Raw genomic sequence first — 19,757 nt, forward strand, 5'->3', positions numbered from 1 at the left:
CTCGCCGAGAACTGCAAGGAGACTGTGAAGACCATGGCCGCGAAATATCGCGAGACCAGCAGGGCCGCCTACCTCCTCAAGCCTGGTGCCGCCCCCTGGACCGCCCGTTACCGCACGTTGCCCTTCCCTGAGCAGTGGCACGAAAGTGTTCTGGAACTCTGCAACCTCGGCCGCGCTCCCAAGGCTGAGCCATACCGAACCGCGCCCGTCGCCCGCTTCAACGGAGTCCTGCAGAGCCTCGCCCCCGACTTGATCGTGCGAGGCCGCCCTCGCGACCCGCGTCAGCTGGCCGAGGACTTCTGGCTCTACGCCCCGTACGACGTCCCACACCCGCTCCCCGGCAACACACTGGACCGGCTCAACGGTGCCTGGCTCCAGGACCTGCGCCCCGAACCCGAGCACCACCGCGCAGTCCTGAACGCATACACAGCGCTGCACTCAAGCCCGCCGCGATGGCAGGACGTCACTGTCGACCTCCTAGGTTGCCCCACAACCGAAGGTGGCGGAACCGCCGCCCCACGTGACCGGCAGTACCAACTCGCGACCGACGCCCTGGCCCGGCGCATCCTCGCCCTCGGCCCCTACGAACACAGCGCCGGAAGTCTGCACTTCCGGGCCGTACCGCGTGGCCCGCGCCAACAGGGAGCAGAGCTCCTCTCCCAGCCTCTCTCACACGTAGTCAAGGGGCGGAAATGGTGGTTCTCCATCGTGATCAACATTTCGCTGCACACTGTCCCCTTCGACCCCCGGCCCCGGCTCCACCTGCACACCGGAGTACGCCGCTGGGCAACTCGCCTCGACCCAAAGAAGCAGCGGCTGCGGCTGCCATCCGGGCGCGACACATCCGTCTATCTGCTGCCGGGCATCCCCTGGCTGTCAGGAACGCCCACCAGCGACCGTTACGCGGTGGCACGTCTGACCTGGGACCGCACCAGCCAGGGCTACGCCTGGAAGAACAACGGACCAGCTCAGATTCTGGGCAGGCTGGCGCTCAACCGGCCCTTCCCCGACCCGGTCAGACTGCTTACCGAACCCGAGGAATGGATCGGCGACGGAGAGGGCACCCGTGCCTCGGTCGTGCACAGCACACATTTGGGTGCGCACGGCGTCGGTACCGGCCTGATGTCACACCAGCGTTCACAGATCGTTGAATGGGCCGAACAGGCGTTGCCCGAGCAGATGCGTCGGGTTCCTGCCCTCAGCCGGGCCAGCGTCGGCAGCAGTTCTCCTGCGAACGTCCGGCCCAAGCCGAAAGCGGCGGAGAAGGACGCCGAGGCGGAACGCGAAGCCCGTGCCCGCCGGACCGCCCTTGCGGTGGCTGCCAGGATCAACAAGGGACAAGAGCCCGCCGAGGCGTTCGAGCGGACGGGAGACGCTGGCCTGGTCGAAGCACGGCTGGTGTGGCAGAGCCCTTCTTTCCGGGAGGCGGCCATCGAGGCTCTCACTGATGTCCTCGGGCTGGACGGCGACGGCGGACGTCCAGCAGCCGCCAGCGCCGAGGAAGAGTACGAGCGGGCCGCACCCGGAAGCGCAGTCATCCTCGAGTGGAAATCATCCGAACTCACCCTCCGTCTGCGCTGCCTACGCGCCACCGGCGGAATTACCGACACCCTGCGCATCGACGCCAAAGCGCGGCCGAGAGGCAAGGCCCTGGAGGCGGGCATTAGAACCCGGCGCAAGGCGGCCGAGACATTCCTGGCAGCCGACGGAGCCGACCTGCTCCACCCCGGCTTCGCACTTGTGGAGATCGACCGCCGACAGGACTTCGCCCACCCGCTGGACGACCCCAAGTACGCGCTCCGGCTGGGCTGCGCGGACGCCGGTGTTCTTACGCAGTTCGCGCTGGTCCCCAAGAAGGCCAAGGGACACAACACCGAGAAGAACCTCATGCACCGGGTCCGTTCGGGATGGGAGGACGCCCTGCGCCAGTTCGGCGTCCGCGTCCTGCCTGAGCACACGCTCGGCCAGACCCTCCCCGAGACCTTGCGCTACGTCGCCACGTACATGGTCAAGCGACGAAAGGACGGCCCCACGCGCCTTCCTCGCCACACCCCTGTGGCCGTCATGGTCACACCGCTCGCACCGGGCAGCGGTCTGGCGGCAGTCACCGGCTGGGACGAGCAGAAGGGACGCTGGATTCCCTACTCCCACTTCCTCCTCGGCCTGGTCAGGACTGCCGAAATTCCGGAGGTGAGTGAACTCGCAGAGGTTGAGCCCGGTACCGCCAGGAACACTGAAGCGGTAGCTGCCGTACCCCCGCAGCGTTCGTACGGTGTCTGGCAGCAGAACATGGACGAGCAGCGCAGGACCACCGCCCGTTACCTTCAGAAGATGGTTCGCTCACTCCGCGGTCGTCCCACCGCACTGCTGACCCATTCTCAGAACAGCAGGTTGCACTGGCCCTGGCTCCAGGACGGCCGAATCGAAAAGGACCTGATCAAGACCGGGCACGCCCAGCCAGCGGGACTTGACCCCGATCTCCGGTTGATTCGTGTACGTACCGCTGCAGGTAGGGAGACCCCACAGTGGTGGGGTAACGCGGCTCCCGGCGATGTCAACGGCCTGCCCCAGGGCCTCTGGGTGGAGGACGAGGACGCACCTCGGTCCTCAGGGCGGATCTTCTACAGCACCACTCCGAAGGCCGGCACCTTCCGGGACTCCGCCGTCGAGGCTGACAAGATTGCCCCCCGCCCTCTGCGACAGGGACCCAACAGAGGCAAACCCACTATCGATACGCACATCCCCGCATGGAACCCGGGGCTGGTGGAAATTGCGGTTCTGGGCTGCCACGAGGACGCCGGTGATTCGCCCGAAGCCCTTGCCCTCGCGGTGCACCAACTTCGCCAAGCTCCCGACTACCTGGACGCACTGTCGCTTCCGTTGCCCCTGCATCTGGCGAGCCTCGCCCAGCACTACGTACTGCCGACGGTCACCGAGGGAGAGGCTGAGGAGCCCTCCCCCGCCGAGGTAGAAGGCGGCGCCGATGACCAGCGAGTGGCGGAGGTGCTGGGCGTGATCGCGGACGCCGCAAACACCGAACCGGTTGATGCGGACCCGGAATACGCGGAGGAGCCTGGCCTCGCGCAAGCTCCGGAGGAGGAGCAGCTCGCACTCTTCTCCTGAATCGCGCACCAGCTCGTAAGAAGGCTCCGCTGCAGCTCCACCTGGATCACTGCCGTCATCCGTGCCGTTGTCACCCTCAAACTCGCCACCTGATCAAGACGAAATGGGCTCAATCGCAGAACAGATGGTACTGGCGGCAGTGCTGGAGCGCCCCGGGGCCGGAACACGCCGATCGAATTGGTCGGAGTCCAGAGCCAGGCTGACAAGCCGACCGTGTCCGGCGAGGGAGCCTCCCAGGCGGCCGCGTCGCCCGCGCGCCCGGTCCGGATCCGCCGGCTTGGGCCTGTGGCCACCACCGGCCGGGTCCCGCCATCGTGGCCGGTGGCGATCGGCGGTGATGAGCCCGCCCAGGGAGTGACCGAGCACCGACAGAGGGAGCGAGCGGCGAGCATGTCGCGGCAGACGGTGACGTGGTCCTGGACCTTCTTGGCGTTTAACCCCAGCTCCCCTTGCGTCGGAGTAAACGTCAAGGTCACAGCAGGTACGAGAAGCGCAGTGCCCCGCCCTCCTCGCGGTAGCGGCCCCGGCCGCGCTTTCCGTAGGGGTTGGGGAGCATCTGGATGGCCATCTTGTGAGGGGTGAGGGCGTGTGTGACCACAAGGAGGCGCCAGCGGTCGTTGCCCGCGTGCTGGCGGGCCGCGCGGACTTCGCTCTCTCCCAGCTCGAAGCGGCCGCCTTCGCCCCCGGCCGCCTTCACTTCGTACAGGTAGGGTCGGCTGCCGGAGCCGACCCGGAAGTCGAAGCCGAGGCCGTCGTCGCCGTACGGGCCGGGGAAGGCTTTGCGGCGGTTGCCCGACACCCAGCCGGTCTCGTCCATGCTGTCCGGGTAGCGCGCGCACAGCCACTGGTACGCGTACCACTCGCCCACGTAGCCGATGGCCTCCCGCTGGGCCGTGGTCAGCCCGCTGTCCGTGCCGCCTCCGTACCGCCATCCGCGCGTGCGACCGGTGGCCTGGGTACGCCCGGCCTGAGGACGGGGGTCCGTGAAGCGGAGCGGCCCGGCGGCGGTGATGCCCGGCGCCGAGCCGCTCTGCAGGACCCTGTCGAGTTCGCGGGTGAGGGCGGTGAAGTCGCCGGAGTACACGTCGAAGGCGCGGCCTCCGAAGGAAATCGACCGCCGTTTGCGCTCCCGTTCGCGGCGCTCGTGTTCCGCCGCGTTGCGCACCCGGTCCAGGTCGCCCTCGGACAGCCCGTGCCGTTCGGGATCCGTCGCCATCGCCATCCCGTCGGGCCACTGGCCGAGGGCGGCAAGCCAGCCGACGACGTCGGTGGGGGACAGGGGGCGGAAGTCCAGCGCGCCCGCTGCTTCCAGCCGCGCGGTGACCTCCTCGGCGGGCTCGGCTCCGGTCAGGGCCGTGGGCAACGGGTGTCCGGCAGCCCTGACCAGCACCGCGAGGTCGGCGGCCAGGCCGGTGATCGTACGGAGGTTCGCGCCGCGTACCTGGTCAGGGGCGGGCAGGCGTTCGCCCGACCTAGGCAACGGCACCGGGCGGCCCAGGCGGAGCGCCAACTGCTCCTCCACGTGCACTTCCAAACTCCCCGTGTCGGCCGTGTCCATGGTGTACTCCCATGCCTCTGGCGCGTTGATCCAGTCCAGGGTCCGAACCGAGGGCCAGTCGGGCATCGGACGGCGCGCGTCGAAGTCCTCCAGCACCGCCCAGCGCAGCCGGTTGACGAGCTCCTTCTTGCGCAGGTCCAGGTAGGAGCGGAGCGCTTCCTCGTGCTCATCGGCGTGGCTGACCGGTTCCATGGGCGGGCTCATCGCGCGCAGGGTGTTGTTCAGCTCGGCGAATCCGATGCCCAGGTCGCGCCGCAGTTCGTCCGTACCCCGGGCCGCGCGGACCCTGGCGATGAACTCGGATACGGGCACCGGCAGCTCGGCGGCGTACTCCTCGAGGTGCGCCTGGAACTCCCGGGTGTTGCCCGGCGGCGGCAGGAACAGCGAGTTCGCCGCCTCCGTGCCGAGCAGGTGGACGAGGAAGGGCTGACAGCGTTCCAGGATCACGCCGATGGCCCCGTCGATCCGGCGGCTTGTCTCCTCGACCTGGTGGACGGTGACTTCCAGGACGTCGGCGAGCTCCTCCTGGCCCGGGTCGCGCAGGTCGGCGTGGCGGGAGGCGAGCTGGTGGGCGGCGAGGCGCAGCCGGTCGCCGAATTCTCGCCGTCCCAGCAGCTCGGCGACCGCCACCACGATGCGGGTGGTCTCCAACCAGCCCGGCTCGCCTGCCGGGGCGAGGACGAGCGGATGCTTCGGATCGGGCAGTGGCAGCACTCCGCCGAGGCGGCCCGGCAACGTCACGGGCCCGCCGTCGAGCTCTATGTCCCAGGAGCGGTAGCGGTGCAGACGTACGCTCCGGACCAGGGACGTCAGCTCGCTCAGCTCGGCCTCACTGGCCCGGGGGCCGCGCGCCAGGTGGTCGCAGAGGATGCCCACGGCCAGCGTGAGCCAGGGCAGCTGCTGGACCAGTGGCTCTCCCATGGCCGCAGGGTCCACCCGTGCGCCGTCCACGGTCACCGTGAACATCAGGTCGTCGGTGTGCCGGACGGTGGCGGGGTGTTCGGCCGCCAGCAGCTTGGCGGCCTCCGCCGAGACACCGGGAAGGGTGAGCAGGGGGCGTGCCATCTCCCGTACCAGCAGGGCGGTCAGGCCGTCGCGTTCGCCGCTGACGTAGAGCACGGTCCCGGCACTACCATCGCCGTCGCTCTCCTCGCCGTTCAGGGCGCACAGCGGTACGCTGATCAGCCGGTCCCCGGACTCGGCGAGCAGACTGGCGCCCTCGGGCAGTGCGGGACGGGGACGCCGTACGAGGTGCCTCCAGGCGCGTTCGTTGGCGCGCTGTGCGGCGGGCCGGTCTTCGGCCCCCAGCGCGCCCTCCGCCGCGAGCCGTCCCAGTGCGGCGATGAGGCGGTCGCTGTCCCGGGGGTCGTCCCAGGTCGGCAGGTGCATCTCCCGCAGGCGGTCGCCCGCCTTCCCGCGTTCCGGGAGGTGACGCAGCCGATGGTCGACCGTCGGCGCGTACGAGGGCTCCTCCTCCAAGCCGAGCGGGCAGTGCCAGGCGTCGGCCGGCCGGACGAACCGGACGGCCCGGTCGCGGCCCCGCACCGGGAGCCACGGCTGCTCCCGGACGAAGGCGCCGAGCGGGGTCGGGACCCGTTCCGTGTCCCGGGAACTCTGGCTGCCGGCACTGGTCCAGACGCTGGTGAACCTTGTGTCGTCCCAGTTGGCCAGGCCGTGCAGGACGAGCCGTGCGTACGCCAGCTGGGCCTCCTGGCCGAGGCGTCCGACGACGTCCTGGCCGGGGAGCCGCCAGGCGGGGGTTCCCCGGTACGGCGTCCGGGGGTAGTAGGCACGGGACCAGTCGCGGACGTACGGCTCCCACTGGGCCTGCACTTCAGCAGACACCTTCGCCATGCGGACAAGCCGCCGAGCGGTGAGGTTCTGGCCTTGCTCCACCCGGCTCAATGCGTCTCGGGACCTGACAGGGACCAGTCCGTCGGTTACCCCTGCCTCCAGCAGGAACGCCCTCCATTCCTCCGTGGTCTCGCTTCGCTTGGCGAACTCCTCCGGCGCGGCGAGGAGACGTCCGGCGATCGCCTTGAGGCTCTTCGACACGTCCTGCCCGGCGGCGACCACCGCCGCCAGGTCCTCACCGACGGAAGAGCGGCCCCAGCCCTGGCCGAACCCGGCGCCGCTCGCCCCGATCAGCGGGCCGTCCGCCGAAGGTACGTACAGTCCGAGCGAGGAGGTCTCTGTTCCGCCCAGGGAGTGCCGCGGCTGCCACAGCCGGAAGACGAACCGCAGGGTCTGGAGCCGCAGTCGGCGATCGGTGCTCGTGCTGAGCGCCTGCCGTACGTGGTCCAGCAGGCCCCTTGTGTCGTACGGCCGGACGAGCCCCTCCTGCTCGAGGAAGGCGCGGGCGGCCCGCCCGCGCGTACCCTCGCCGCGGTCCTTCCAGACCAGCCCCGGGTGTAGGGAGAACAGTCGCTTGCCGAGCAGGGCGGGGACGGACGGGGCCTCGGTCTGGTTCGCCTCCGTACGCACCGGCTGGAAGAACGCCTCGCGGCGGGCACCTTGATCGCTCGGCTTGCCCTGTGTACGCGTGCTTGTGGCCGTACCTGCCCTGTCGAGGGGACGGTTGGTGTGCCGCAGTGTGCAGTCCTCCGCGAGCAGCAACTGCCTGCCGTGCAGGACGTGCCCGTCGTCTTCGAAGAGGGCGGCCAGGTCCTCGTAGAGCGCGCTCCACTGCTCGGGGGACTCACCGGGCCGGGGGAGGGGAAGGCCCCCGACGATCCGTTCCACGTACGCGGCGAGGATCTCCGGGCCCGGCTCCCAGGGGCAGGCGAGGGCCTTGCACAGGGTGGCCAGACGTTTCAGCCGGTCGCCGCCGATCTCGGGGTCCGCCACTACGATCCCGGCCTCGTGCGCGCGGTGTGTCGTGAGGACGGTCAGGTCGAGGTCCGACCACAGGACCGCCCCCTGGGGCGGGGCCCAGCCCGCCTCTGGTGGGGCGCCGTCCGCGGCGAGGACGGGCACGAGTGGTACGTCGGCGAGTTCGCTGCCGTGCACGCGCCGGGCCGCCGCGCGGAGCCGTCCCGCCGAGCTCTTCTCGCTCTCCCAGCTCACCAGGTCCACGGCTAGCTGCCGCGTGGAGGGCTCGGGCACAGTACGCAGTAGAGCGGCGGCCGCCAGGCAGGTCTCGGCGACCGCATCGAGCAGCAGCACGTTGAGGGGGTTGTCGGACGGGAGCCCGGTACGGTCGAACTTGGTGAAGAACGGAGCGTTCATGTGCCCCGGGAACGGCGCGGTCTGGTCCTCGCCCATCGGCAGGAAGGTGTAGGTCTGCCCGCGTCGCGGTCGGCGCGGGGCGGGCAGCGGGAGCGCGACCTCGACGACGGCGGACCGCTTCCACTTCTGCCACGTGTCGTCGAGGAGCCCGGAACCCACGGCCTCGGCGAGGGCGCGGTTTAGCCGTTCCTTCTCCACGGTGCCCCGGGCTATGAGAAAGGTGCCGGACGGCCCCAGGTCCACGGTCGCGCAGGAGACGGGGAACCCGTGCCCGGCGTCGTCCTGCGCAACCGCGAAGCGCTCCTCGGAGCGGGTCAGTTCGTGCCGCTCGTGCCCCTCGTGGCGGTCGTCCAACTCGGCTGCCTCGCCACCGGCGGCCCGCCGCTCCAGCGTCAGGCCAGCGAGCCGGTCGAGGAACAGCATCACGGGTACCTTCGCCTCCGCGAGCTCGCGCATCCGCAGCCGGACCTCGGCCCGGGCGGCCTCGCTCAGCAAGGGCAGTCGGACGATGGTTACGTACCCCTGGGCGGCGAGCTGCCGACAGGTCGCGGGCACATCGTCCAGCGGCAGGGGAGCCTGGAGCGGTGGATACTTGGCGGCCGCCTCGTGGGCGTTGTCCTCACCGGCGAGGAACTCCTCCACGTCGACCTTCTGCGCGAAGCGGAAGCAGTACCCGTCCAATTCCGGGCCGAGCGGGCTGTCGGGGTCTGCGCTGTAGATCTCGGGTGCCTCGCTGATCAGCAGGATGCTGCGGAACCCGACGCCCTTGTTCCCGATGCCCTCGCCGACTTCCTTCGAGCTCTGTGCGAGCTCGCAGACCCGCTCGACGTCCCGCCAGGTGAAGGGCGTGCCGCCGTTGGCGACGTACAACGTCCCCCACTCGCCCTCCGCCTCGTCCAGCAGGAGGTGGACCCGTCCGTCGCGGCGGTTCCTCGGATGCGCGTCGTAGCCGTTCTGCAGCAACTCGAAGAGCGAGCGGCCGGCGTACTCCCGCGCGCTCGTGTACGACACGGCGCTTACCTGCCGTGCCATGCGCAGGACTTGCTCCGACCGGGCCCCCTCCAGCACGGACCGGCCGTACTCCCACAGCTGCTCGGCCCGGGCGTTCCTCGTCATGGTTCTCCCCTCACCTCAGCGTGATGAGGACGGTATCCCGCCGCGCTGACATCGGGGGCGCGAGGACCACCGTGTGGAGCGCTGCTCGGAGCTGAGCCTGACGTTTTGGTCCGCCGTCGAACGGGCCCGAATTAGTTGAGGGTTTCCGCTGTTCACGGTGTGTCCGTGAGGCCGGGGCCTGATCGTGCGAGGAGAGGTCGGCGCGGCGCGTGGTGGCCAGATCGTGGAATGGGTTGAGCACGGGGTTCAACGGGACACGTTCGCGGCGGTGATGGCGTTCCGGACCGAGCTGTACTCCTGCCTGCTTTCGCGCGGCGATGTCCTGTTCGAGCTGTGAGGCGCGTTGCTGTGCACGGACGGTCCGGTCCGCATGCTCGTGGACCTGGACCTGGACCTGGACCTGGACCTGGACCTGGACCTGGACCTCGCCCCCGAGCACCGGCGTGGACACGTGCCCTCTACTCCGGGCTGGACCATGCCGTTGCCGGGTAGCCGACGGCCGCCTGCCATTCCTTCGGCCGGGGCCTAGCTGGCCACGGAGAGCACGTCTGCTGGCCTACCTGGGTGTGCTGGTTCAGCTTCGCCGTGCCGCGTCCGCCTTCCGTACCATCTTCGCGGCGTGGTCAGCTGAGTCGGCCAAGTTCCGGAGTGCGCGGGAGACCCGGCTGAGGTACTCCCCAATGTGGTCGGCGAGGGTGTCCTGCTTGGTGCTGGTGCTGGTGCTGGTGCGGAAGGTGGTGCTCTGGGTCACGGTCGGCTCCTCGAAAAAGGGGTGCTGGGTGTGCTGCGCCCACTGTGGCACTGAGGACTGACATGTCGGACGGAAACACGACACCTCCCACCCGAACCGGGCAGGGCAGGGCAGACTGGAGGGGAGCGAAGGGTGTGGTTGCCGACGGTCGCAGCCCCTGCTTCACGCTCTGTGAGTGACTGTGGACCCGTTGTCAGTGGCGAGTGGTGGGATGGATGTGCGCCAGTTGTCGCCGCTCCAGGAGTTGCCCGCATGAGTTCACGCATTACGGTCCCGCCCCCTCGCGAACCGAAGATAACACCAGAGCGAGCCCGCCATCTCGCTTTGGTCGCACGGACCCGACAAGAGCGGCGAGCAGCTGGGCTGCACTCTGCCGAGGCCCGGTGCGGCAGGCCCTTGAGCGACGGGATCCGGCAGTGCCAGTCATGGCCGCTGCCTGGCCTTGGCGGATGTGCCCGCCACCTCAACGATGAAGAATGGCAGGACACCATGGACTACCCGCACGGGTATCTCCGCGACGTCTCCAGCGGGTGTGTCCATTTGACGGTAGAGCAGCAGAACGAACGTCGGCTTTGGGCCACCCAGCCACCTGCCTGCCACTCCTGGCCGTACCCGAGGGCGGTGCCGTTGCCCGACGAGGACCCGGTCGAGCTGCTTGTTGCCTGGCAAGCGGGCCGTTGCGCCGGATGCGGGCACTCGTTTCACGCTGACGCACTGATCGACCACTGTCATGAGACCGGCCTCGTCCGCGGCCTCCTTTGCTCTCAGTGCAATAACGCCGAGGGAATCGCGCCGCCGCGTCATCCCCGGTGGTTCAGATACCGGACGATGCCGCCGGCGCTGATCCTCGGCTTGTACCTCCAGTACGGGAAGCCGGTGCGCCGTCGTCTCAGCGAAGCACTTGCCGAGGTGCAAGGCGCAGCAGTCCCGGGAGGGTGATCGAGCGTACCCGGCCTCCGCCCGCGCACATGCACGCGCCTGCAGTGCCAATCGGCCACGGGGCCGGTCACGGTCCGCCGTCACGAAGGCCAGCCGAGGGGAGACCGTTCCGGCCGAATGCCGGTGGACGCAGACGACCGTCGAGCCGACCGGCACCAACCACTCGAACTCGCCCCCTGCGTCTGCCCTGGCCGCCTGGGAAGCCTAGAGTTCCGCCGTCCGGCTTACCACAGCAGAACTGCGGGCGCCATGTCGCTCGTTCATCACGAAGCCCGGCATTGGGGTGGGCCCGCAACTGGGTGCTCCAGCGCATCGAGCTGCCTCGCTCTGCTGCCCATCCTCGGATGGTCACCTCCGGCGAGGGGGCGTTCTGTATGAGCTGGCCGCCGAGGCTGCCTTCGCAGCCCAGATAACACCGGCTGAAACCGACACCCAATCTGAGGGCCCCGCTGGCTGATCAACTGGAGGGGAGCCCGAGTTTGTCGAAGAACGCCCGGTTGCGTTCGGTAGCGGCGTTGACGAGGCGGTCGAAGCTCACCACTTCGATGTATGCCTTGAGCGGTTCGTTGAAACCGAAGTAGCCCATGCCGTCGTGGGTAGCCCGCAGAGTCGCGTACTCGCATCTGTCCACCATCGTCTTCGTCAGATCGGCGAGGACGTAGCAGAAGGCAGGTGCTTCACGCGTAGGGGGGATCGGCCGCCCGAGCGCGGTCTTCACTCCGCCGGCGCGCACACGCTTGACGTAGTCCAGGCACTGCTGGATGGGGTCCTTGTCCTCCGAGGCGTCATTGCGCATCGGCCGCTTGACTTCGACCACGACGATGGACGGCAGCGGCAGCGATTGCCCCTCCGAGGCCAGGACCGGCGAGCCTACGAGCCGGGTCGCGAGCAGGTCGGGCTCCCTCGTCGAATCGGAACCCGTTATCGGCATGCTTTTGAGAGTCTTGTCTGAGGCGAGGTAGTCGTGGAACGCGAGCCGCTCGTCGATAATCCACAGGTTCGAGGCATCGGTGCCGACCTCATTGGAGTCGGTCCGCATCGGCATCAGCAGCGAGTGGATCGCATCCTCTCTGCTGTACTTGCCTTGGTCATCCACCTCGACCAGCCGCTGGAGCACGTCGAGGATCGACCGTCGACGTGAGACGTAGGCGGCCAGGTCGGACTGGTTGATATCGGTCACCGTATTCAGGTACCGGGCCAACCGATCGTCCTACCCCTCCGGTGGGGCGGAATTTGCTTGGCCCAAGACCGCATGGCCCTCGGCGAGCGCGGACGCTTCGAGCTTCTGGAGGTTGCTGTGGAGCAGCAGTTCCAGTTCCTGATCCTTGATGGACGGGTCCACGGTCACGCCGAGCGGCTCCAGCCGCGAAAGGACGGGCCGGTACCTCGGGGCACGGTTGCTGACGAACTCGTGGACCCGGGCCTTGCCCTCCTCGCGCGCTGCGCTGAGCGGTCCGGCGAGGATCCGCTCGACTTCCTTGAGCACGCTCTCCCTGATTTCGTCCACCGACACGTCCTCGATCAGAGGCGTGCCCTGTGCCTGTTCGCTGATGTCGAAGGCCGTACGGTCGGCGCGCACGTGGCTGTCCAGGAAGTCTGAAGACAGATAACAGACGTACGTGAACGGGGAGGACTCCGAGTCCTTGAGCCTCCCATAGAGTCCGGGCACCTTGCTGGTGAGGTTCTCCTCCAGCACCACACGGTTCGCAGCGCACCAGTACAGCCGTGGCGCGTGATTCCGCGGCGAGGACTTCAGGCGAAGGCTCACCATGTCGAACCTCTCACCCTTGACGTCTATCGAAGTCCTTTGCAGGTCGGAATAGACGAAGTCGTGCAGGAGACTGTTGAGCGAGACCGCCCCGTCGTCATCGGCCACCATGATGTGGGGCGCGCCGCCGGGACGCAGGAAGTACCAGATGCAGTGCTCGAAAACCTCACGGGCGATGGCATCGACGGACTTCAGCGCGCTCTGCTGGTAGGGCTTCTTGAACCCATCGAGGCTCACGACCGCGCCGACCTCGGCCGGCAGGTCCGCCTCCGGGTCCAGCTCGACCTCTCCCTGAACGGAGAAGCGGAACTGCCGCCCGTCGAGGCGTCCGGCTTCGTCCTCGTAGGTGCTGCGAATGGAGACCCTGTCGAACGCCTTCAGCCAGAGAAGGCGTCCCACGCCGCGACAGCCCATGTCGGCCTTGTGGTCGCTGTCCAAGGTCTCGAACGATGTCATGTTCTCCGGAGTGAAGCCCACCCCGTTGTCCTCGACGGTGAAGCCCACGATGGGTTTCAGAGCCGCACGCCCCGGGCCGGCGTGGCTGAAGTCGAGTGCTTCCTGCGGGCTGCGGCGGATCCTGATCCTCAGGCGACCGGACTCGGTATCGTCACCGAACCGCGCGTCGATCGCCTGGATCGCGTTGACCACTGCCTCCAGGAGCGGCAGCAGGGCATGACTCTTCGGCAGGCTCGTGTTCCGGACCCTGCCGGCCAGCGACGTGGTCAGCGCCATGGTCTTCCTCCTCGCTCCCGGGCCGCCCACCCTATCCGCGGGTACGGCGCAAAGCGTGCTAGACGACCAGGACTCCCAGGAACTGTCTCCCCGTTGCTGCCCGCCTTCGAACCGGCAGTCTGCCGGATTGGTAGTCCGGGCGAGCCTGACCGACCCCAACACAACTCTGGATCTTGTCCGATTCGGTGACAGGGCAGGAGACAGGAACTCCCCGAACGCGGTTCCCGCGATGTCGCGCACCTTCGTCCGCGGCCTCAGCGCTCGTAGTCGCGCTAACGCCAGGGGGCATGCTCATGATCGGCCATGGTGTGGCTTCTCCAGCTGGTCAGGGTGTAGGTGAGGTGGGTTCATTCTTGACCGGAGGAGGCGGGTGGGGAAGGCGCAGTTGGACGCATGCGCCGGTGGCGGAGGGGACGAGGACGAAAGTGCCTTGGTGGTGGGTGAGTTCGCGTGCGATTGCAGCCCAGCCCGGTGGCCTCGCGGTCGCGGAAGCGGGCGTCCTTGAGCCGGACGAAGGTTCAAAGACGCGTTCGGCGTTCTCGGCGGGTACGCCTGGCCCCGGGGTGAGGGCAGTACAGCGATCGCCAGAGATCTGCGGGTCAGTGTCCGTTCGGTCCAGCGATGGCGTCACGCGTGGGCCGAGGGCCGCCCTCGATACTTGCGGTCGCAGGGGCCTGCGTCCCTGCCGAGGCTGAGCGATCGGCAGTTCGCTCAGCTGGAGGCGGAGCTGGCCAAGGGGCTGGCCGCGCATGGCTGGGAGGACCAGCGTTGGACTCTGAGCCGCGTGAAGACGTTGATCGGCCGACGCTTCCATCTGACGTACACGATCCAGGGTGTGCGGAAACTGTTGGTGCGTAACGGCTGGTCCTGTCAGGTGCCGGCCCGTCGCGCCGTGGAGCGGGACGACGATGCGGTCCGTGGGGTGGGTCAGGGAGGTGTGGCCCCGCGCGGAAGGTTAGCGGCGGCCCGTGGGGCCTGGCTGGTCTTCGAGGACGAAGCCGGCTTCTCCATGATGCCGCCGCACCTAAAGACATGGTCGCCACGCGGCCGGACCCGGTGGTCCGGGTCCGCGGCCGTTCCCGCAGACGCATCTCCATTGCCGCGCTGGCCTGCTACAAACCCGGCCACCGGTCGAGGCTGATCTATCGGCCCCGCCGCGACGACGGCAAGCGTGACGGGCGCAAAGGCTTCTCCTGGCGCGACTACCGGGACCTGCTGATCGCCGCCCACCAACAGCTCGACGGCCCCATAGTGCTCATTTGGGACAACTGTGATACTGATGGGGCAACGTCCGGGGCCGGGGTCTGAGAGTTCGCCGAAACCCGCGACTGGCTGACCATCTACTACCTGCCGCCCTACGCACCCGACCTCAACCCCGTCGAAGGTATCTGGTCACTTCTACGGCGCGGATGACTCTCGCACGTCGCCTTCAGCACCCCGGAACACGTCGTCCGGGCCGTCCGGCGCGGCCTGCGACACATCCAGTACCGCAGCCACCTCATAGACGGCTGTCTCACCGAGACCGCCCTGACCATTAGACCCGCCGGGCCAGCAGCATGACATCCCGAGTTCAACCTCAGTAACCCAGACGCTTTCGGCCCCGGGACTGGGTGTCCCGGGGCCGCCGTCAGCAGACCAGGCCACCTGCCTTAGCAAGGTTCACGAAGAGCGCGGTGCCTGCACTGAACACCCCGAACCCTCCTGCCAGAACGGCCAATACAGAAGCCTTTAGCGCGAGTAGTAGTACGACGGCCCCAAGGCCGCAGACTGCACCCAACGCGAGGCATACGGCAATGGCCCACCATCTATGGGGCGGGAAAGTAGGGGCGGGTGGACTAGGTGGGGCAATAACAGTCATTTCTTTTATCTCCTTAGGTATCCATGAATAACCACGTCCTTAACTGGATGACTGGAGCCTGGGGGTCACTATTCCGCCCGGCTCCCTTATGTCACCGGCTACGGGCCGTTCTTCATGTGGTTCTCTCCTCAGTTTTGAACTGCAAGATGCACAGTCCTCCCGGTAAGGGTTCCGGGGTAGCACGGGCCTCGGGTGAGGCCCGTGAGTACACACGGTAGCTGGCAACAGCCGCAGGCAGCAGCCGTTCTGACGGCTTGTAACCCACCTCGTCCCCTTGGAGCCCTACCCTTGGCGACCCCTGAAGACATCGCCGCCCGGCTGGGCCGGCCCCTCTCAGGCGATGAGTAACCTCGCGTGCTGGCGTTCATCGAGGACGCCTCCGCCTTCGTGACCGACTACTGCACAGGCCGCTGGGACCGCACGAGTCCCCCGGTCACCTTCAAGGCGATCGTGAGTGCCGAGGCCCTCCGTTGCATGGCTGTCGTCCTGGAGCGCACTGGCAAGCTGGAGACCGCAGTTCGGCCAGACAGCCTCCGCTCAGGGCTTCTCGCGCGAAGCGAAGCAGGCCCTCAGCAAGTACCGACGGAAGGTCGGTTCCTTTGCCGTCCGCCGGTGTAGCGAGGAGTTCCCATGCACCATTTCAACGACTGGATAGAGGTTCGTCGCGCAAAGATTGAGCCTTTTCAGCGTTGTCACTGATCGGGTGACAGGGCGGTGTGGGGTCGGAGTGCACAACGAACAGGGCTCCCGTGCCGTTGAGGGAGGTGTTCGACATCTCAACTCAAAAACGCAGGAGCCCTGTTGGTTCCGTATCCTGCCGCACTCGACCTGCCTCACGCCCTGGTTGAGTGGGTCACGATACTCATCGAGTCCCTTCCGTCTTGATCAGGTGGCGAGTTCGAGGGCGACGACGGCTCGACGAGGGAGGCGATCCGGGTGGTGCTGCAGCGGAGTTTCCGCAGGAGCCGCCAGGACTTGAGGATGGCCATGGCGCGTTCGCCGAGGCTGCGGATCTTGGTGTGATCGCGGTTGTGACGTCGCCGCCAGCCGCGCAGGTGCTTGCCCCGGATCGGGACACGGATCGCAGGGCCGGCACCCTGGAACTCCTTGTCGGCCCAGCACTTGATGTCGTTTTCGGCGAGGGCGGCGGGAATGCCGTGGAGCCGTGCCGCGGTCAGGGCGTGTGTGGCTCCCGGCAGTGCGTCCGAGGCCCAGATCAGGCGGCCGGTGGGATCGGCGAGGACTTGCACGTTCATCCCGTGGTGCTTCTTCCTCCCCGAGTAGTACGGCCGGTCGGCGGCGATGCGGTCGATCGGGAGCACGGTGCCGTCAAGGATCACGTACGCCTTCTTGTGGACGGTCGTCATGGCGTGTTCCAGCGTGGGCGCGAGAGCGGCCAGGAGGTCGACGGCCTCGCGTATGTAGCGGTAGGCCGTGGCGATCCCGATGCGGAAGCCTGCGGCAAGACGGGCGTAGGTGTCGCCGCAGCGCAGGTGGCCCAGGACGAGCAGGGCCTGCCGGCCACGGGTCAGGCGACGCCAGCGTGAACCGATCCGACGACGGTGACCTGCGAGAAGACCGGAGAGATGCCTCAGAGTGCGGCTGGACAGATCGATGCCGGACGGGTAGACGAGCACGCGAAAGCTCCTGGCGGATTGGTGATCTTGGTCGTGAACCCGTCTACCAGGAGCTTTCTTCATGCCCGCCGCCGGGGCTGCCAGCCCAACCACCCGTCAGGTTGGAAGAGGCTCATCGTCACCCGTGAAGGTGACCGCCGGTGCGAACTCCCGCCGCAACGGCGTGCGCTGATCGCACTCGTGTACCTGCGCCGCCACGAGACCCTGGCCCATATCGCCTCGGCCTTCGGGATATCGGTTGGCACCGCTCACGCCCACGTCACTGCGGTCACCGGGCTGCTCCCCGAGCAGGCACCGGGCCTGCTGAAGACGCTGCGCGCACACGATCCGGACTTCGTTCTCCTGGACGGCACGCTCGCGGAGTGCGACCGCGTCGGTGACGGCAGGGCCGACTACTCCTCGAAGTGCAAGCGGCACGGGGTGAACGTGCAGGTCGTCACAGACCCCGGCGGAGAGATCCTTTGGCTGTCGCCGGCATTGCCGGGCCGGACCCACGATCTGACAGCCGCCCGCACCCACAAGATCCTTCGGATCTGTGCGCGGCAGGGCGTCCCGATCCTCGCCGACATGGCCTACATATGCGCCGCCGACTGGGTCACCACCGCCAAGCGCCGCCCACCAGGCGGCGAACTCACAACCACCAAGCAGACCGTAAACCGGGCCTGTCCGCAGCCCATGCACCCGTCGAACGAGGCATGGCACGACTGAAGTCATGGCAGATCTTCCGGAGATCCCGTACCAGCCCCAACCGCATGAGCGTCATCGCCAAATCCATCCTCACCCTGGAAAGGCAACGCTGAAAACGCTCAATGTTTGAATGGCAGGCTGGGTGCCTCGTGCGTCAAGAAGCCGCACGTAACGCACGCAGTGCACGTAACGCACACGGTCAGTTTGTCCCGATTCTCTCGTGTGGGCCGTTGACCTGCGACTCCTTCCACACGTTCCTGTTCCACATGTTTCGCGATGACGCATCACGTGGAGTGCGTGGCGATCCTGGAGCCTGTGAAGAAGGACGACTGACTTACAGATTCGGTGATGTGCGTGAAGCGGCTGGCCGGCTCTCGCCCTTGACCTGCACGGCGAGGGCCGTCCAGTCGTAGAGGCGCTCGCCATTGGCGCCGTCGCCGCAGGAGCGGCGTTCCTACTGGTCGCGGACGTCTCTGTAGCGGAGCAGAGGCACCTGCGCGCTCCCACGGCGGCCGGCGCGGCTCGCCAGGCCGGCCGGTGACAGTAATGCCGAACGCATCCGGCACCTTTCGCCCGTGGGGCCAGGCCCGAAGCCGCGGGTCACAGCGATAGCCCGCCTCGGCCGGCACGCACGAGAACGGCACTCGGACAGCGCGGCAGGTCAGCTCCTCACCAGCAGGCCGCGGCTGCGGAGTACGTAGCGCTCGATCGGGCTGAAGATGAGGAGGTCGATGGCGATGCCGACGACGAGGATGAGGATGATCGCGAGGAACACGCCGGGCAGATCGATGTTGTTGCGGCCGTTCTCCAGGAGCTGGCCGAGGCCGAGGCCGAGGTCGGGGGAGGAGGCGATGATCTCGGCGGCCATCAGGGAGCGCCACGAGAAGGCCCAGCCCTGCTTCAGACCGGCCAGGTAACCGGGCAGGGCCGCCGGCATGACCACGTGCCGGGCGCCGCGCAGGCCGGTGGCGCCCAGCGTGCGGCCGGCCCGCAGGAACAGTGGTGGGACCTGGTCGATGCCGGAGACGAGGCCGTTGGCGATGGACGGCACCGCCCCCAGCAGAATCACCATGTACATCATGGCGTCGTTCAGGCCGAACCAGAGCACAGCCGGTGGCACCCAGGCGACTGACGGCAGGGACTGCAGGCCCTGGAGGATCGGGCCGATCGCGGCGCGCACGAACTTCACCCGGGCCACGAGCAGGCCGAGCGGCGTGCCGATGGCCAGGGCGAGGAGGAATCCGAGCATGCCGCGCGAGACGCTGGTCCAGACGACGTCCAGCAGGGTTCCCTTGAGCCACATGTCTCTGAGGCTGTCCCAGACCGCGGACAGGGCGGGGAGCTTCGTCTCGTCGGTGACCTTCGTCGCGACGAGGATCTGCCAGACCACCAGCACCAGGCCGACGGCCAGCAGCGGAGGCAGGACCTTTTTGACGAGGACCTCGCGGACCGGCGTACGGCGGATCTGGATCGTGTCGAGGGCGTCGAGGCCCGCTTCCAGGCCGGCGAGGTCGTCGCCCTTCCGCCGGGCGGGTGCCTCGGAGGTGGTGTCAGTGCTGGCCATGGCGGCGGATCTCCCCACGCAGGTGTTCAGTGATCTCAAGGGACAGCTCGGCGACATCCGCGTCCTCGATCCGGCGCGGCTGCGGGATGTCCACGGTCCACTCCTTCGCGACCCGTCCGGGGCGGGAGGAGAGGAGCACCACGCGCTGGGCGAGTCGGACGGCCTCGCGGACGTTGTGGGTGACGAACAGGACCGAGAGGTTCGTCTCTTCCCAGATGCGGGTGAGCTCGCCGTGCAGCACGTCCCGTGTGATGGCGTCCAGGGCCGCGAACGGCTCGTCCATAAGCAGGAGTTGGCTGTCCTGGGCGAGCGCGCGGGCCAGGGCGACGCGCTGGCGCATGCCGCCGGACAGCTCGTGCACGCGCTTGCCGTACGCGCCGCCGAGCCGGACGAGCTCCAGCAGGCGCTCGGCCTCGGGCTTACGGTCGGTCCTGGCCACACCGCGCAGGCGCAGGGCGAGTTCGATGTTCTTGCCCGCGGTCAGCCACGGGAACAGGGCGTGCTCCTGGAACATCAAGGCCGGGCGGCCGCCGGGCGTCCCGATGGCGCCGGCGGACGGCTTGTCGAGGCCGGCGACCAGGTTGAGCAGGGTGGACTTGCCGCACCCTGAGGCCCCCAGGATGGTGACGAACTCGCCGGAAGCGACATCGAGGCTGATTTCGTCCAGGACGAGCTGGGATCCGGCCGGGCCGGAGAAGGACTTCGAGACGTGCTCGATCTGCGCGGCCGGGCCGGCTGTGCCGATGCCGCAGGCAGCCTTGGTGAAGGTGGTGGCCATGGGGTTCGTCATCTCCTG

General features: G+C 68.1%; 8 protein-coding genes and 4 pseudogenes. 5 read left to right on the plus strand and 7 right to left on the minus strand.

The annotated features are described in order from the left end of the window. Positions 1–33 precede the first annotated feature (33 nt). Positions 34–3,123 carry a pPIWI_RE module domain-containing protein gene (locus OG782_RS28580; RefSeq protein WP_406459327.1) on the plus strand — a complete coding sequence of 1,030 codons (3,090 nt, stop codon included), beginning with the start codon at positions 34–36 and terminating at the stop codon, positions 3,121–3,123. Positions 3,124–3,595: 472 nt separating this feature from the next. Here the strand turns inward: OG782_RS28580 and OG782_RS28585 are convergent, their stop codons facing one another. Beyond that, entirely contained in the window at positions 3,596–9,025 is a 5,430-nt protein-coding gene (locus OG782_RS28585; RefSeq protein WP_406455730.1) for a sacsin N-terminal ATP-binding-like domain-containing protein, read from the minus strand. A gap of 574 nt (positions 9,026–9,599) precedes the next feature. Beyond that, positions 9,600–9,776 carry a hypothetical protein gene (locus OG782_RS28590; RefSeq protein ID WP_406455732.1) on the minus strand — a complete coding sequence of 59 codons (177 nt, stop codon included), beginning with the start codon at positions 9,774–9,776 and terminating at the stop codon, positions 9,600–9,602. A gap of 489 nt (positions 9,777–10,265) precedes the next feature. On the opposite strand from OG782_RS28590, the gene OG782_RS28595 reads away from it, so the two are divergent. Next, entirely contained in the window at positions 10,266–10,715 is a 450-nt protein-coding gene (locus tag OG782_RS28595) for an endonuclease domain-containing protein (protein ID WP_406455734.1), read from the plus strand. Positions 10,716–11,172: 457 nt separating this feature from the next. Here OG782_RS28595 and OG782_RS28600 read toward each other — a convergent pair whose 3' ends face one another. Both OG782_RS28600 and OG782_RS28605 read right to left on the minus strand, forming a co-directional pair. Then, positions 11,173–11,895, minus strand: coding sequence for a hypothetical protein (locus OG782_RS28600; protein WP_406455736.1), 723 nt, complete (start codon positions 11,893–11,895; stop codon positions 11,173–11,175). A 30-nt stretch (positions 11,896–11,925) separates the two neighbouring features. Next, the gene (locus OG782_RS28605; RefSeq protein ID WP_406455738.1) at positions 11,926–13,215 is read right to left on the minus strand and encodes a hypothetical protein; all 1,290 of its coding nucleotides are present in this window, start codon (positions 13,213–13,215) and stop codon (positions 11,926–11,928) included. Between the two features lie 580 nt (positions 13,216–13,795). Between OG782_RS28605 and OG782_RS28610 the strand changes: the two are divergent. Further along, positions 13,796–14,174: pseudogene (locus OG782_RS28610) on the plus strand (winged helix-turn-helix domain-containing protein). 50 nt (positions 14,175–14,224) lie between these two features. After that, positions 14,225–14,775: pseudogene (locus tag OG782_RS28615) on the plus strand (transposase). A 1,212-nt stretch (positions 14,776–15,987) separates the two neighbouring features. On the opposite strand, the pseudogene OG782_RS28620 reads toward OG782_RS28615, so the two are convergent. Then, positions 15,988–16,710: pseudogene (locus OG782_RS28620) on the minus strand (transposase family protein); the annotation flags it as partial. 27 nt (positions 16,711–16,737) lie between these two features. Here OG782_RS28620 and OG782_RS28625 point away from each other — a divergent pair. Further along, positions 16,738–17,510 (plus strand): annotated as a pseudogene (locus OG782_RS28625) (transposase family protein). 548 nt (positions 17,511–18,058) lie between these two features. Here OG782_RS28625 and OG782_RS28630 read toward each other — a convergent pair. Then, on the minus strand, positions 18,059–18,961 hold the full coding sequence (locus OG782_RS28630; RefSeq protein ID WP_406455740.1) for an ABC transporter permease: 903 nt from the start codon (positions 18,959–18,961) through the stop codon (positions 18,059–18,061). Continuing rightward, positions 18,948–19,739: an ABC transporter ATP-binding protein gene (locus OG782_RS28635; RefSeq protein ID WP_406459329.1), complete on the minus strand. Its 792-nt coding sequence runs from the start codon at positions 19,737–19,739 to the stop codon at positions 18,948–18,950. The genes OG782_RS28630 and OG782_RS28635 overlap by 14 nt, the downstream gene beginning before the upstream one ends. Positions 19,740–19,757 lie beyond the last annotated feature (18 nt).

Origin of the sequence: Streptomyces sp. NBC_00876, assembly GCF_045207435.1 — a bacterium.
Lineage (GTDB): Bacteria > Actinomycetota > Actinomycetes > Streptomycetales > Streptomycetaceae > Streptomyces.